The sequence below is a fragment of the Chryseobacterium sp. 22532 genome (assembly GCF_052044665.1).
Lineage (GTDB): Bacteria > Bacteroidota > Bacteroidia > Flavobacteriales > Weeksellaceae > Chryseobacterium > Chryseobacterium lathyri.
The window spans coordinates 222,570-237,760 of record NZ_JBQENJ010000003.1 but is presented as its reverse complement, the minus strand read 5'-3'; the positions used below and the strand labels follow the sequence as shown (position 1 = coordinate 237,760).

The window sequence follows — 15,191 nt, the reverse complement described above, 5'->3', positions numbered from 1 at the left end:
CGTTGATGTCTGTTTTCTTGCAATGGTTATATGAAATTACGATCTCATACCATTTTTTGACATACAAATTTAGTGAATTTTACCCTTTTACAGCATGGATAAAATCTATGGCAGCATTCTTCCAGTCTTTATGGTTCAGAAGGGTATTGACAAAGGCTGTTCCTATAATTCCGCCGGATGCTTTTTCCGTTACATTCTCAAAATCCTCCTTGGATTTTATACCGAATCCTATCATCACCGGATTTTTTAAATGTAGTGACGCCAGACGTGAAAGATAATTTTCATTTTTAAGAACAGCATTGTCATTTCCTGTAGTTGATGAGGAACTTACCGCATACAGAAATCCGGAGCTTAAAGAATCTAAATACAGAATCCTTTCATCAGAAGTTTCAGGAGTGACCAGAAACGTAAAATTAAGGTTGTATTTTTTTAAGATCTGCTGGTAATTATTTTCAAATTCAATAGGAGGCAGGTCAGGGATGATCAGTCCTGAAACACCACTTTCCGAACATTCACGACAAAACTCTTCAAATCCAAAACTCAAAACAGGATTGATGTATCCCATCAGGATAATCGGAATATGAATATCATTTTTCACTGTTTTCAGTTGAGAGAACAGTTTTTCAATGGTCATTCCGTTTTTTAGTGCCAATTCGTGGGCCTGTTGGATCACCGGACCGTCTGCTACGGGATCTGAATAGGGCATCCCGATTTCCATCATATCAGCACCAGAATTTTGAATGAGTTTTATAATATCAGCGGTATCTTCCAATTGCGGAATTCCTGCTGTGAAGTATATATTTAGTTTTTTCATTGTTATAATAGATGTTAGAAGTTAGAGATTAGAAGTTAGAGAAGTATTATAAATTGAAGCTGTCAAAAGACTAATTTCTAATCTCTAACTTCTAATTTCTCTTAAATACGTTTCCATATCCTTATCCCCACGTCCGCTCAGGCAGATCACGACAATGTCTTCTTCACGGAATTTCTTTTTGTCTAAAACGGCCAGCGCATGTGAGCTTTCCAATGCAGGAATTATTCCTTCCAGTTTTGTAAGTTCAAAAGCAGATTGTAAAGCTTCCTCATCATTAATACTGAAAAACTCTGCCCGTTTTTCCTTAAACAAATGAGCATGGAAAGGCCCGATTCCCGGATAATCAAGACCTGCAGAAATAGAGTGGGGTTCGATCACCTGACCATCTTCGGTTTGCATCACAAGACTTTTGCTTCCATGAAGAACACCTAATGTTCCCAGAAAAGTAGTGGCTGCTGATTTCCCGGAATCAATACCCAGTCCGCCGGCTTCCGCAGCAATGATCTTCACTTCTTTTTCTTCTACAAAATGATAGAAAGTTCCTGCTGCATTGCTTCCACCGCCTACACAGGCAATCACATAATCCGGATTTTCTCTCCCGATTTTCTCTTTAAGCTGCTCCCTGATTTCCTTTGAGATAATGCTTTGAAATCTGGCGACCAGATCCGGAAAAGGATGAGGTCCCACCACACTTCCGATCACATAATGTGTTGTCACCGGATTATTGATCCAGTCCCTAAGCGCTTCATTTACGGCGTCTTTCAGGGTTTTGGAGCCAGAGGTTGCCGGAATCACTTCTGCACCCAGCATTTTCATTCTTGCTACATTAGGAGCCTGTCTCTGAATGTCGATTTCTCCCATATAAACGATACATTCCAGGCCAAGAAGGGCACAGGCTGTAGCTGTGGCCACACCGTGCTGCCCGGCTCCGGTTTCAGCAATAATTCTGGTTTTACCAAGACGTTTTGCCAGTAAAACCTGTCCCAGGGCATTGTTGATCTTATGCGCTCCGGTATGGTTGAGATCCTCTCTTTTTAAATAAACTTGAGTATGGTATTTCTGGCTTAAATTCTTAGCGAAATAGAGTGGGGTAGAACGTCCTACATAATTTTTAAGCAGGTCCTGATACTCATCCTGAAACTCTTCAGACTCTATGATCTTAAGATAGTTTTTCTGCAGTTCCTCTACATTCGGATAAAGCATTTCAGGGATGAAAGCTCCTCCGAATTCTCCATAATATCCGTGTTCATCAGGGTTTTTATAATTCATTGTATTGTTTTTAGTTATTAAATAAGCATTTTTTTCCGGGTTAAGCTGTCTGAGGAGCTCCCTGGTTTCTCCGGAACCATTAAAAATCAAAATATCATCGTCTTCAGAGCTGATCCATCTGTTTTCACTATTTTCAAGAATAGCTTTGGCCTTGTTTTCCAGAATTTCAATATTACATGGTTGATAAAAGGGGCGAAGATCAGCAAAACAGAAGCCTATGGTTTCAATTTTCCTTTGAATCAGATTTTCCTTAAAAGACTGAACCAGCTGTGATCCGTATCCTCTTTTTTTCTGAGCAGAAACCAGTCCTACAGCCTCAGCAAAAGAATACTGCTTTTCTGAAATCTCTAAGATGAAGTCAAAGTTAAGGCGTATCATTGCTAGTATTTCATCTTCAAATCCTGATATAAAATGAAATTCTGAATTTTTAAAAAAACTGCGAAAATCTGACGGAGTCATCCCACTCCACTCAGGGACTTCCCAAAGGCTTAAAATATGTTGTGTATCGTGATCCGTTAATTCACTTGACTTTTTAATTTGATAATTCATCGGTTAAGCTGTTGATAAATTGTATATAATAATTCCGTTGCTGTCTGGTGATCAGTTTTTTATGATGCAGTAATTCAATTTTACTGATCAGGTCAATTAAGGTGGCAACATCTATTTTTGAGTCGTACATGGTAACGGCAATTTCCAGATTGTCAATTAAGAAATAAGGATCGGAATCTTCATAAAGCAGAAAAATTTTAGCATAAATCTTTCCCAGGTCATATTTCACATTTGTTTTGACGTGAATATCTAAAAATTTGTCAGAAATTATCACGAGATAATAACTGTTCCAAAGACCTATTCTTTCAAAGAAATACTGGATATCATCACCGTTAAAAATTTTGATAATGTCTATAAACTCCTGTAACTGTTTGTCCATAGTCCAGTTCTCTGCATCGCTGTCATTCTGTGAAACAAAATTGTACAGAGCCTGAATTTTTTCATTCCCGAATTTAGGCGGAAATAAGGTTTTATAAAATGTTTTTTTTAGCAGATGGATGTTCATCATCTTATGTGTATTTTTTAGCCGTTCTTTTAAAACGGTTTAGAAATGAATTTTCTTATTTTTCCCAGGTCTTTAATTCCCGGTTCCAGTTCAAATTTTGAATTGATATCTATGACAAAAGGCTTCTTATTCAAAAGACTGATGCCTTCAATATTTTCCTCTGAAATACCACCACTCAAAAAATAGGGAAGTGGAATCTCAAACTCATTCAATAAGGTCCAGTCGAACTGCTTTCCCGTTCCTCCGAATGCTTTACTGTCTGTATCAAAGAGAAAATAATCAACAAGTGAAACGTGAGAGCTAATTGTTTTTTTTATTTTTTCCTTCGTTTCCTGATCATTATTTCCGATCCTGACAGCCTTTATGATTTTAATCTCAGGTTTAAGGTTTTGTTTTAAGGCGATCATAAAATCTTCGTTTTCATCGCCATGGAGCTGAATCATATTCAACCTTGCTTTTTCTGCAATATTGGTAACTTTATCAATGGTTTCATTGACAAAAACTCCTGTTTTTCCCGGATGACTGATTTGCGAAATATCTTCCAGACTCAAATGATTCAAAACATATCTTGGTGATTTTTCATAGAAAATAAAACCGAGAAAATCTGTTTTTAGGGAAATCAGCTCATGAATTTGATTTAATTGGGTCAATCCACAAACTTTTAGCTTTGGCCGCAGGTTTTTATTCATTGCTAGATTGATAAACTGTTATATGGCTACATTAGAAACAAATTCAGCGAATTTATTTGCCGGATCTTCATTTTTCATAAAATATTCTCCCATCAGAAAACCGTCGAATCCTTTTTCCTTTAAGTACCTGAAATTTTCTGTACTGTAAATGCCGCTTTCTGCGATGGATAAGACATCTTTCGGAAGCTGGTCTTTTAAAAGTACGGAATGCTGAAGATCAACTTTAAAGTCTTTCAAATTTCTGTTGTTGATACCGACAAGATCAATTTTAGAATTGAAATGATTCAGCTCGTCTTCTGTATGAATTTCCAGAAGGACTTCCATATCCAGCTGATGGGCCAGCTCTGTAAATTCCAAAACCTGATCTTGAGAAAGACAGGCTGCGATCAGTAGAACGGTATCGGCACCGATACTTTTGGCTTCATAAAACTGGTATTCATCCACCATAAAATCTTTCCTGAGAATAGGGATATGGATATGATTTCTTACATTCAAAATATCATCAAAGCTTCCTCCGAAAAAATCTGTGTCAGTCAGAATAGAAATTCCGGATGCTCCAAAATTTTCATAGGCAGAAACGACTTTTAAAGGCTGAACCTGATCGTTGATAATCCCTTTTGAAGGAGATTTTCTTTTAAATTCAGCAATAATTCCGCTTTTATTTTTGATAGATTCTTTCAGGGAAAAACTTTTTCTTCCAAAAAAATCAGAATTCTTCAGATGATCAATTGAAATTTTTGCTTTTGAAACGGTAATTTCTTCCTTTTTTCTTTCAATAATTTTATCAAGTATTGTCATTGTTTAACTAGAAGTTAGAGGTTAGAAATTAGAGGTTAGATATGCCGGAGAAGAGTTTAAATTTTTATTATCAACTAATAACCAGCAGCTAGCAACTAATTAATTATCAATATTAGCCATTTACCAGTAATTCAAGGCTTCTTAGTGCCTTTCCACTTTCCAGACTTTCTTTTGTCAGTGCAAGGCAATCTTCATAGGTTCCGAATTTTTTAGTGTGGAAAAGAGCAGTTGATGCATTGGCAAGAACCACAGCGTTTTGTTGTACCGAACCTTTTCCTTCCAGGATATTCCTGAAAATCTTAGCTGATTCCTGAGGGGTTTCTCCCGATTTAATGCTTTCCGGACTTACAGAATCAAATCCCAGATCCCGGGCAGAATAAATTTCTTCACCATGTTTCGTAATAATCTTGCTGTCCTGGGTAAGGCTTATTTCATCATATCCATCCAGGCCATGTACAAGGATAAACTCGCGCTCTTCTTTCTGCAAGAGGTATTGGTAAATTCTTGCAATTTCAAGATTATAAACTCCAATTACAGAATATTTCGGTTTCGAAGGATTGACCAACGGACCCAACAAATTGAAAAACGTTCTAAGTCCTAAGGCTTTCCTCAAAGCACCTACAGATTGAAGAGCAGGATGAAAATACGGAGCGTGCAGAAAACATATATTGGCTTTTTCAAGGTCTTTATTCAGCTGATCTGAAGTATTTTTGAACTGATAACCAAGTTCTTCCATGACATTGGATGATCCTGTGGTAGCAGATGCCCCGTAATTTCCGTGTTTGGCAACTTTCTGTCCAGTTCCCGCAACGACAAAGCTTGCCAGCGTTGATATATTGATTGTGTTTTTGCCATCGCCTCCGGTTCCCACAATGTCCATCGTATCGTGATGGTCAAGATGTACGGGAACGGCCATTTGCAGAAGTGCTTCTCTGAAACCTTCCAGTTCTTTTAAGGTAATATTCCGCATCAGAAAAACACTGATAAATGCAGTGACTTCTGCAGAATTGAATTTATTCTGTGCGATCTCGATCATCGTTGCCTTTGCTTCCGATTTGGACAAAGTCTGATGATTGAACAGGTATTGGAGGATTTCTTTCATCTGGGGTGCTTTTATAGGTGTTTCTGTAGTTTTCAATGTAAAAGAAAGTTTTTGATTATCACTTCCCCGTCAGGAGTTAAAATACTTTCAGGGTGGAATTGTACCCCATGTACATCATAGGTTTTATGTTGCAGTGCCATGATCATTCCATCTTTGTCTACGGCTGTAATTTCCAGTTCTTCAGGAAAGCCTTCCGGGTTGACAGCCCAGCTGTGGTATCTTCCCACTTCCATTCCTGAAGTTAGGTTTTTGAAAATTTTAGTGTTTTCTTTAACCAGTTCGGCAGAAGTAGCCACCCCATGAAAAATTTCAGAAAGATTGATCAGGCTTCCTCCAAAAGCTTCAGCAATAGCTTGTTGTCCGAGACAAACGCCTAAAATACTTTTGGTAGGGGCGTATTCCCTGATCAGATCCAGCAAAATTCCTGCCTCTTCCGGAATACCGGGACCGGGTGAAAGGATAATTTTATCATATTTCCCGATCTCTTCCAAAGTGATCTGATCATTTCTTACTACATCTACTTTCTGATCCAGAATTCGTTCAATGATCTGAACCAGGTTGTAGGTGAAGCTGTCGTAGTTATCAAAAACCAGAACTTTAAGTTGATTAGGAGTTGCTGGTTGGTTTATATCGTTGCTCATTTTTTGTTTTTTATTGTTGGGTAGGAGTTGAAAGTTGCTGTTAACTCAATACTATTTTACCTGCTTTGTCAACTGCTTTTTTCAGCGCATTTAATTTATTATTCACTTCCTGCAGCTCATTTTCAGGGACAGATTTTGCCACCAGTCCGGCTCCGGCCTGATAATAAAGGGTATTGTTCCGGCTTAAAAAAGTACGGATCATAATGGCCTGGTTGCAGGTTCCGTTTAATCCGATCATTCCGATGCATCCTCCGTAATAACCTCGGGAGTCTTTTTCATACTGATCGATAAGCTGAAGGGCTTTATGTTTTGGGGCACCGCTTAAAGTTCCCTGCGGAAAAGTGGCAGAAACCATATCAAGGGGATTGATGTTTTCCGGAAGATCGGCAGTAACTTCGCTTACCATATGGATGACATGGGAGAAAAGCTGGATCTCTTTCAGTTTGGTGACAGTTACATTTTTGCCTAGTTTGCCAAGGTCGTTTCTTGCTAAATCTACCAGCATGGTATGTTCCGCATTTTCCTTCGGATCATTTTTTAAAGCCTCAATAGACTGGAGATCAGTTTCCAGATGTCCGGTTCTCTTGAAAGTTCCTGCAATAGGGTGAATGACAGCTTTGTTGTCTTTGATGATCAGCTGGCTTTCTGGACTGGAACCGAATAATTTATAGTTTCCGTAATCGAAAAAGAAAAGATAGGGAGAAGGGTTGATATTCCTAAGGGCACGGTATACATTGAATTCGTCCCCTTTGAATTTCTGTTCAAACCTCCTGCTTAAAACCAGTTGGAAGACATCACCTCTCATACAGTGTTTCTGGGCTGTTTTTACTAGTTCGATATATTCTTCATCGGTAAGATTAGAGGTTTCGCTGTCAATTTTTTCGAAAGGATAGACCGGAGTATTCTGATTTCTGATCAGGTTTTCCAACAGATAAAGTTCAGATTTTAACCCCGGGATTTGGTTTTCGATAATGTGCATCTCATCATTGTAATGATTGATGGCAATAACATATTGGTATAGTCTGTAACGAAGAATAGGAATTTCTACTTCAGGACTCTGTGGCTTTAAGCTGATGTCTTCAAAAAACTGTACGGCTTCAAAGCTTGTATATCCGAAAAGGCTTTGCGCTGTCTGTTCAATAGGGTCATGCGTGGTTTCACATTCAAAAACGCTTTGGAATTCCTCAAAAATCTCCGTTATATTTCGTTCGCCTATCAATTGCTTTACAGGATCTGAACCCGGCAGCTTGATTTCAAATTCAGTAAGATTTTTAACCTCAATTCCTGCAACGGCATTCACTGCGATAAAAGAGAAATTATTATCAATATTCTTAGAATCCGAACTTTCCAAAAGAATAGTATCCCTGAAGCGGTCTCTGATCTGAAGATAGATGTTCATGGGAGTATAAAGGTCTCCCAGTGTTTTTTTAGAACCGGTCTTTATTTTTATTTTCTGAGTGGTCATCTGACTTGTATTTTTTTGTTTTGGATTAAATAAAAAAGGCTTCAACGGAATCCGTCAAAGCCTATATATTGTTTATTTTAATTATTCTGCTATCTCATTAGCAACATGACAATACCTCCAGACCCGACGAAGAGTTTGAAAGCCACCACCAAATATTGTTGCTCATATTAAACATGGTACAAATGTAGAAATTTTTTTAATATAAAAACAAAAAACGGCCAAAAATAAAAAAACTTAATATGGAGATCTTTTATTTAAGTTGCTTTAATTCCTTTTTTAATTCTTCAATTTTTGTTTTGTATTCGTCATTGTTATAGGAACTTACATAATCCTCTAAAGCTGAAATGTATTCTTCAATAAACTCTTTATTCGTTCTGTCCGCTTCATATTTGATCTTTGCGGAGTTTACCGGAGCCATCTTTTCATACTGCAGCAAAGCGTTTCCTTCTTCAGACTGATAATACAGGATTACTATGTTTTTTTCATATCCCGGAATATATTTTACCGGGAAATACTGTTCCGTTCTGGGGATTCTGATGGCATTTTCAATTGGATAAATAGTAGCACTTGTTGTTGAAAAATAAGTTGAAACATATTTTCCGTCCTTTTTTTTTACAATAGCTTCATAATCATGAATATACATCTCATTCAGGGTAGAGTTGGTTTCTACATCGGAGGTGATAACGGCTGTACTTTCTACGCCGTATTTATTTAAAAACCAGGCATTCAGATATTGTCCTGCAACACCGTTCAGAATGGCGAGAGGAAGAATCGGGGCTAGAAACCATGCTTTTTTGGTAACATAAGAAAGTAAACCAAAGAATACTAAAAGTATGATCACCGTGTAAAAACCATGATGACTGGTGAAAAACAGAATTTTGGATATAAAGATCATTTGAAAGTTTGTTAAGTTAAAAAGATAAGCAGATAAAATTGATTTGCCTTATGAGTAATGAGGGATTATTTCTAATTCTATTATATTTTTGTTATGTATTTTGTACAAAAGACCTGTTTTTTTGTTTTCCAATTTAAATTTCATAATCCTTTTTTTATTTCAAATAGTTAATATTTTCAAATATTGTAGAATTAAGTTGATTGTTGTAAAAAAATAATTAGATTTTATCGGGCTCTTGATTTTAATTCTTCAGAAAGTTTATCAGTACTGGTGCCATCTTTCTTTATACCTTTTGCCAATTTATATACCAATCCCAATCTTATCCAATGTGTATCAAAATTTTGGGTAATATTTGATATTTGATTTTCTATAATTGAGGTATTTTTAACAGTATAAGTTCTGAATATATCATTACCAACTAAAGATACTTTCAGTTTATTATCAAAGAATGATTTACTAATTCCAATATTTGCTGTAAACAGGTCTTGTGTCTTATATGGACCTTGAATAAATGGAGTTCTATAATCTGTTGTAAATTCCAATTTTAAAGTCTTAGGTAATGAAAAAATATTAGATACAACCATTTGACCAGACCAGATACTAGAATTTATATTTATGGTATTATCACTTATTCTATTGTATAAAATGATTCCATTTAAATTCAGATTCCACCATTTGAGTGGCTGTAATGAAATATTAGAACTAAAAGATAATGAATTGCTTTTATTTACATTTATTGGAGTAAGTATGGTTGAAGTATTGTCATTATCCTGAATAGGAGTTTGATATATTTGATTTTTATTAATAAAATAGGCAATACTAAAAATATATTTATTTTTCAGGATATATTGCACCTCTAATTGGTGTGAAAAGCTGGGCTTTAATTCAGAATTTCCTACGAGTCTTGTATACTGATCCACATAATAAACAAACGGCATTAGATTTCTAAATTTTGGACGATTAATCCTTTTATTATATGATAAACTAAAACTGTTATTTTTTGAAGGGTTATAAGAAAAATTGAAAAAAGGGAATAAATTGATATTATCCCTTTTCAAAGTGAAGTTATTTTTTTCATCTACGCCTTTCAAAGGATTATATTCTAATCTGCTTCCAACGGTAAAACTCGTTTTATTAAAATTTTTATTATATTGAATGTAACTTCCAAAAATCCATTCATTATACTCGTATTTATCTGATTTAGAAAGGGAAAATACTGAAGATTCATAGAAATTATTTTCACTGTCTATACTTTGATAGATTGCTTTCGCTCCTGTTTCAAGTTTTGATAAGGAGTCTAATTTTATTTCATAATCGAGCTGAGAAAGAACTATATTTACTTTATTGGGAGATTCATTTTGTAAATCATCATAAGTATGAGTTGCAGGATATTGAAAGGAAGAAAGAAAGGAATTATTTTTTATATTATAGAAAATATAGTTTGACTTAAACGTTATTTTTGATTTCTTATTTGTAATATTATAATCAAAGCCTATATCAAATGTTTTTAAATTATTTTTACTGTTTTGGTTCGAAAACAATGTTGAGGTCGGTTCATTTTGATTATCATAAAAATGGAGATCGGTATTTTGATTTATTTTTTCATTATAAAAAGAAAAAGAAGAGTTTATCAATAAATTCGACTTATTGAACTTGTGCTCATACTGGGAATTCAGGGTATTGGTATTTCCTTTAATTTTTGCATAAGTTTCTTGATTGGTGCTTGTATTTAAAAAATCTCTGTAAGTATCTGCTTTTTCAAAATCAGTATTAAAGGAATTGATATAATAAAGCATATACCGGTTTTTTTGGGTATTATACTGTCCTTTAATTCCTAAGTTTTGTTTATAATATTTCCCCTGAGTTCCGTTAAATGACATGCCTAAATAATAACCTTCTCTTGTTATCTTTTTTGTTTTGATATTAATAATTCCTGCATTTCCACTTGCATCGTATTTTGCAGACGGCGATGTGTTTATTTCTATTTCGCTAACGTCACTGGAAGAAATATTTTTTAAATAATTGATTACTTCACTATTAGACATATAGAGAGTTTGTCCATCTACTTGTATTTGTACACCAGGTTTTCCTTTTACATTAAAAGAATTGTTAGAATAATTAAAAGATACGCCCGGAAGTTTGGATAAAGTTTCAAATGCAGTTCCATTAGATAAAATTGGGCTGCTTTCAACACTAATTGCCAACACTCCATTTTTATTTTGGACTAAAGGTTTTTTGTTAGAAACAATAACTTCCTGAATTTTATTTTCCCTTTCAATTGAGATTATATCATTTATTAAATTATTGTGAATAGATATAGTATCGCATTTAAGAAAGCTATTAGCTGTAATGCATCTTTTATAGTTGCCTGTTGATATATTTTTGAAAGTGAAATTTTGGGCTGATGTTGATTCTGAAAAGGAATTTACCGGATTGTTTAGATCAGTAAGAATAATAAGATATTCTTTAGCAGAATTACCCTCTATTTTACCGCTGTATTGTACAGTCTGGGAAAATATTTTGATGAATCCGAATAAAAATATCAGTACTAAAAACTTATATACCATATTTGATTTTTAGTTTATTGTAAATCGAGTAATATTGATCATTAGTAAAAAATATGGCATAGCAAGAGATCATAACTAAAGAAAAATTATCAATTTTCATTAAAAAGAATATGCCGATATGTAATATAATTCCAATTAAAATGGTTATAAATCTTGTTTTTTTGATGAAGATAAAAATAGGAAATAATAATTGAAAAATAATTGTAAACCAGGTTGATAATTTGACCATAAAAATTGAATTCGTAAAAAAAGAATTGAATTTTGTCGGAGAAAAATCATCGGAATTAAGTATATAATATAACGCTGTTCCTTCTCTCCACATTCCACCTTGTAATTTATGCAATCCGGCAAAAAAATAGATAATACATATTTGAATCATTATGGCATAAGAAAAATATAGACTCAATATGTTGGAATATTTTGACGTTTTTTTATAAGTTTTATTTTTAAATGCTTCATATTTATTGCTAAAACTATATGTTTCAATAAATAAGAAAAAAGGCAGTATTACAGAAATAACATTATCTGCACCATCTAAAAGATATAAATTCCTAATCTTAAAAATAAACAAAAGAAAAAATAATATTAATACAGACAATCTTTGCAAAATACCGAGCATGAATAAAAATCCAAAAATAATCCCCAAAAAACAGAATATCATTACATTATTTGATTTTGTAAAGTCTATATATAGCCAATTCAGCTTGAAGAACCGAATAATATCTGTATATGTTTCATAAGAGACAATTCCACCGTTTCCAAATAAGTACTTCCTATTGATAAAATATACTATAAAATCCTTAAATATCAAAAATCCTATAAGAAATCGCAATATTGATGAGCCTATTTTCCTATCGTAAATAAGATTATTCATATAAGGACTGTTTGTTGGTGAGATAAACATTTGTTAATGTAATGTATTTTTTTTCTTCAAATTTATTTTTAGAGTATGGAGGTATTAAGGATTCATTAATTAAGTATATGTCCACAAATACAGAATCTTTATTATTTATTTTGTCTAGAAAGCTTTTTTGATTTTTCAATGTAAGTTTAGAGTAATTCAAAATCGATTCTAAACCATGAGATTTGCTTTTATCCGCATAAATTCTATCTAAATTTCCTTTTGAAATTTTCTGTATTATATCATTATAGCAACCGTTTTGATATTTCAGCAACCTTTGGTTAATATTAAATAAACCCTGATTACTGTTGTTTTTAATATCTTCGTGTATATCAATTGTAATATTATTAGTATTTGTATGGTACTTTATTATAAAGTACTGATTTCCATGTGGAGGAGTAGGAGAAAACATTCCCCAATTCTGTTCGAAAAAAGGATTAATATAAAAATCTTTTATTTTTTTTATTGTTCCATTTTTAGTATAATCTAGATCATAGAATTGTACAAGAATAACAAACAAAAAGTGGATGCTCAAACATCCTATAGTAAAATTTTTTAAGAGTTTTATTTTTTTCGTCATTCTGAATTAATGAAATAAAAAGAGCTATCATCATTTTGCAAATTTTGATAGCTCTTAAGAATTTAAAGGCTTGGATCTAACGACGATGCTCCAGTTGTTGTTGTCGTAGTCGTAGTTGTAGTGGTTGTAGTGGTTTCCGTAGTTGTAGAATTTCTACTTGCTTCAACAATATCATTTGATTTGCTTCCAGAAACTACGGTATTAGTACCTTTTCCTATTGCTGAATTACCTGCAGCAATAGCTACTACTCCCAAAACTCCACTAAGTAATAGTGATTTAATTAATTTCATAGTACTTTGTTTTTTGGTGTTATACTTCCTTGTACAGTTTTATTTCCACACAAGGCTTTACAGAAATATATTTTTTATCAATTATCATGAGATAACTAACGCCACTAATATATAAAATATTTTAATATAACAACATGTAGTGAGTTAAATTATGAATGTTTTTTTTAAAATATTCATAATTTAGGGAACTATTATCGTTTGATATCACTAATAAACATCTTACTTTTTTATATATGGAAATGAAATTAAATAAAAGTTCTTCACTCAATCATCAGCACTTTCGCTGAATTAAAATTAATAAATGTGAAAGTTTAATTATCCGTATCTTGTATCTAAAAATAATCTTTTGGCTATGCAATTCTTTTTTTGACTGTTTTATATACAGTAAAATCTTATTAAATGGGAAAATGTCAGTAATTTAAAAGCTTATTTTTTATACTTTTGTCTAAATTTTATAGAAAAAATAATGAAAAAAGTATTAGCAATTGCATTCATCGGAAGTTTGTTCGTAGTAAACTGCTCTAAGAAACCGGATCATAATTTACAGGACAGCAACACAATGCTGGCGGAACCAGATGCTCCAACAGTAGTAGATTCTACAGCGAAGACAGTAACTCCGGCTGCTGCAACAACTCCTGCACCAGCTACTGAGGCTGCTAAAACAGATTCTACTGCAGCAAAAAAATAATGAAAAAATTCCTTTTGGCAGGAACTATAGGATTTCTGATCCTTTCCTGTTCTAAAAAAGAAAACACGGAGGTACCAAGTATGCCTGCCGAAACATCTGCTGTTTCGGAACCGGCAAAAGCTAATCTTTCAGGTGACCAGATCATCGAAACATTAGACTGTTCAGGTTGCCATGCCGTGAATGAGAGAATGATAGGACCTTCTTATAAGGAGATCGCAGAAAAATATTCTGAAAAAGATATTGAGCTGCTGGCTTCCAAGATCATAGAAGGCGGGAGCGGAGTTTGGGGAGGCGTTCCGATGGCTGCCCATCCACAGGTATCTAAAGAAGATGCCAAAAAAATGGTAGAATATATTCTGAGTCAGAAAAAATAAATAATGTCTACTGAAAAATCCAGTCTGCACACAAGAAATCTGCATCGCAATCCTTATGATTTTGATCAGCTTATTTCTTGTGTGCCAGAACTGAAACACTATGTGTTCGTTAATGCTTACGAAACGCAGACCATTAATTTTAGCCTTCCCAAAGCGGTAAAACTGCTTAACCAGGCATTACTTTTACATTTTTACCATATCAAAAACTGGGATATTCCCGAAACCAATCTTTGTCCTCCTATTCCCGGACGGGCTGATTATATCCATTATATTGCCGATCTTATCGCCGAACAGCAGCCTGAAATCCCGACAGGGACTTCTGTGTCAGGGTTAGATATCGGAACAGGAGCGAATCTTGTTTATCCCTTACTGGCTCACAGATCTTATGGATGGAAGATGATGGGAACAGATATTAATAAGGATTCGTTGGAAAATGCACGGCGTATTTTGGATCAAAACCCGGATTTATTATCTGTTATTCCATTAAAACAACAGCCTGATTCCAATCATATCTTTAAAAATATTATCGAATCTGGAGACCGTTTTGCATTTTCTATGTGTAATCCTCCTTTTCATGATTCCGAAGAATCTGCGCTGAAAGGAAACCTTAGAAAAACAAAGAATATCAATAAATCAAAGTCTAAAAAGCCTCTTCTTAATTTTGGAGGACAACAATCCGAATTATGGTGTGAAGGTGGTGAACTGGCTTTTATCTCAAAAATGATTGAGGAAAGTGTTCAGTATTCCTCACAGGTCCTTTGGTTCACATGTTTGGTGTCTAAAAAAGACAACCTATATAAGCTCAACACACTATTAAAAAAAGTCAAAGCATTAGAAATTAAAACCATTGATATGGCTCAGGGGCAAAAGATAAGCAGAATGCTGGCCTGGACATTTATTCCTGAGAAGGATAGGACAGGGTGGATATAAGATGTAAATAGTCAATTTTGCTGCGCAAGTCAAATGTCAATGGTAACCTTCACTAACAATTCACTGTGAAACAGATTCACCATTGACAGTTCACTTTTCACAATTAAAGTCAATAGTCAATTTTGCTGCGCAAG

16 protein-coding genes are annotated in these 15,191 nt (G+C 34.1%); 3 read left to right on the top strand and 13 right to left on the bottom strand.

Going from position 1 to position 15,191, the window contains the following annotated elements; translation table 11 throughout:
• Window positions 1-79 precede the first annotated feature (79 nt).
• From trpA to ACTJIV_RS08930, 13 genes are all read right to left on the bottom strand, one after another.
• Window positions 80-814: a tryptophan synthase subunit alpha gene (gene trpA / locus ACTJIV_RS08990; protein WP_440626939.1), complete on the bottom strand. Its 735-nt coding sequence runs from the start codon at window positions 812-814 to the stop codon at window positions 80-82.
• An 84-nt stretch (window positions 815-898) separates the two neighbouring features.
• Window positions 899-2,083, bottom strand: coding sequence for a tryptophan synthase subunit beta (gene trpB, locus ACTJIV_RS08985; protein WP_440627555.1), 1,185 nt, complete (start codon window positions 2,081-2,083; stop codon window positions 899-901).
• Window positions 2,084-2,615: 532 nt separating this feature from the next.
• A complete protein-coding gene (locus ACTJIV_RS08980; RefSeq protein ID WP_111957828.1) occupies window positions 2,616-3,140 on the bottom strand; it encodes a hypothetical protein in 525 nt (174 codons plus the stop codon).
• Between the two features lie 26 nt (window positions 3,141-3,166).
• Entirely contained in the window at window positions 3,167-3,826 is a 660-nt protein-coding gene (locus tag ACTJIV_RS08975) for a phosphoribosylanthranilate isomerase (protein ID WP_440626936.1), read from the bottom strand.
• 18 nt (window positions 3,827-3,844) lie between these two features.
• Window positions 3,845-4,624, bottom strand: coding sequence for an indole-3-glycerol phosphate synthase TrpC (gene trpC, locus ACTJIV_RS08970; RefSeq protein WP_440626935.1), 780 nt, complete (start codon window positions 4,622-4,624; stop codon window positions 3,845-3,847).
• A gap of 112 nt (window positions 4,625-4,736) precedes the next feature.
• Entirely contained in the window at window positions 4,737-5,726 is a 990-nt protein-coding gene (gene trpD, locus ACTJIV_RS08965; protein ID WP_440627553.1) for an anthranilate phosphoribosyltransferase, read from the bottom strand.
• Between the two features lie 32 nt (window positions 5,727-5,758).
• Entirely contained in the window at window positions 5,759-6,367 is a 609-nt protein-coding gene (locus tag ACTJIV_RS08960) for an anthranilate synthase component II (protein ID WP_440626933.1), read from the bottom strand.
• A 40-nt stretch (window positions 6,368-6,407) separates the two neighbouring features.
• Window positions 6,408-7,832, bottom strand: a complete 1,425-nt coding sequence (locus ACTJIV_RS08955) for an anthranilate synthase component I family protein (protein ID WP_440626931.1) — start codon at window positions 7,830-7,832, stop codon at window positions 6,408-6,410.
• Between the two features lie 250 nt (window positions 7,833-8,082).
• The gene (locus ACTJIV_RS08950) at window positions 8,083-8,727 is read right to left on the bottom strand and encodes a hypothetical protein (RefSeq protein WP_336379884.1); all 645 of its coding nucleotides are present in this window, start codon (window positions 8,725-8,727) and stop codon (window positions 8,083-8,085) included.
• 224 nt (window positions 8,728-8,951) lie between these two features.
• Window positions 8,952-11,294 carry an outer membrane beta-barrel family protein gene (locus ACTJIV_RS08945; protein WP_111957816.1) on the bottom strand — a complete coding sequence of 781 codons (2,343 nt, stop codon included), beginning with the start codon at window positions 11,292-11,294 and terminating at the stop codon, window positions 8,952-8,954.
• Window positions 11,284-12,168 (bottom strand): HTTM domain-containing protein, encoded by an 885-nt coding sequence (locus ACTJIV_RS08940; protein WP_111957814.1) that lies wholly within the window; start codon window positions 12,166-12,168, stop codon window positions 11,284-11,286. Before ACTJIV_RS08940 ends, ACTJIV_RS08945 begins: the two co-directional genes overlap by 11 nt.
• Window positions 12,161-12,775, bottom strand: coding sequence for a DUF5819 family protein (locus ACTJIV_RS08935; RefSeq protein WP_440626928.1), 615 nt, complete (start codon window positions 12,773-12,775; stop codon window positions 12,161-12,163). Before ACTJIV_RS08935 ends, ACTJIV_RS08940 begins: the two co-directional genes overlap by 8 nt.
• A gap of 62 nt (window positions 12,776-12,837) precedes the next feature.
• Complete coding sequence (locus tag ACTJIV_RS08930) at window positions 12,838-13,029, bottom strand: hypothetical protein (protein WP_146896856.1); 192 nt, start codon at window positions 13,027-13,029, stop codon at window positions 12,838-12,840.
• A gap of 502 nt (window positions 13,030-13,531) precedes the next feature.
• Between ACTJIV_RS08930 and ACTJIV_RS08925 the strand changes: the two genes are divergently transcribed.
• The 3 genes from ACTJIV_RS08925 to rlmF are packed head-to-tail and all read left to right on the top strand — an operon-like array spanning window position 13,532 to window position 15,057.
• The gene (locus ACTJIV_RS08925) at window positions 13,532-13,753 is read left to right on the top strand and encodes a hypothetical protein (protein ID WP_440626926.1); all 222 of its coding nucleotides are present in this window, start codon (window positions 13,532-13,534) and stop codon (window positions 13,751-13,753) included.
• Window positions 13,753-14,127: a c-type cytochrome gene (locus ACTJIV_RS08920; protein WP_111957806.1), complete on the top strand. Its 375-nt coding sequence runs from the start codon at window positions 13,753-13,755 to the stop codon at window positions 14,125-14,127. The genes ACTJIV_RS08925 and ACTJIV_RS08920 overlap by 1 nt, the downstream gene beginning before the upstream one ends.
• A gap of 3 nt (window positions 14,128-14,130) precedes the next feature.
• On the top strand, window positions 14,131-15,057 hold the full coding sequence (gene rlmF, locus ACTJIV_RS08915) for a 23S rRNA (adenine(1618)-N(6))-methyltransferase RlmF (protein WP_440626924.1): 927 nt from the start codon (window positions 14,131-14,133) through the stop codon (window positions 15,055-15,057).
• Window positions 15,058-15,191 lie beyond the last annotated feature (134 nt).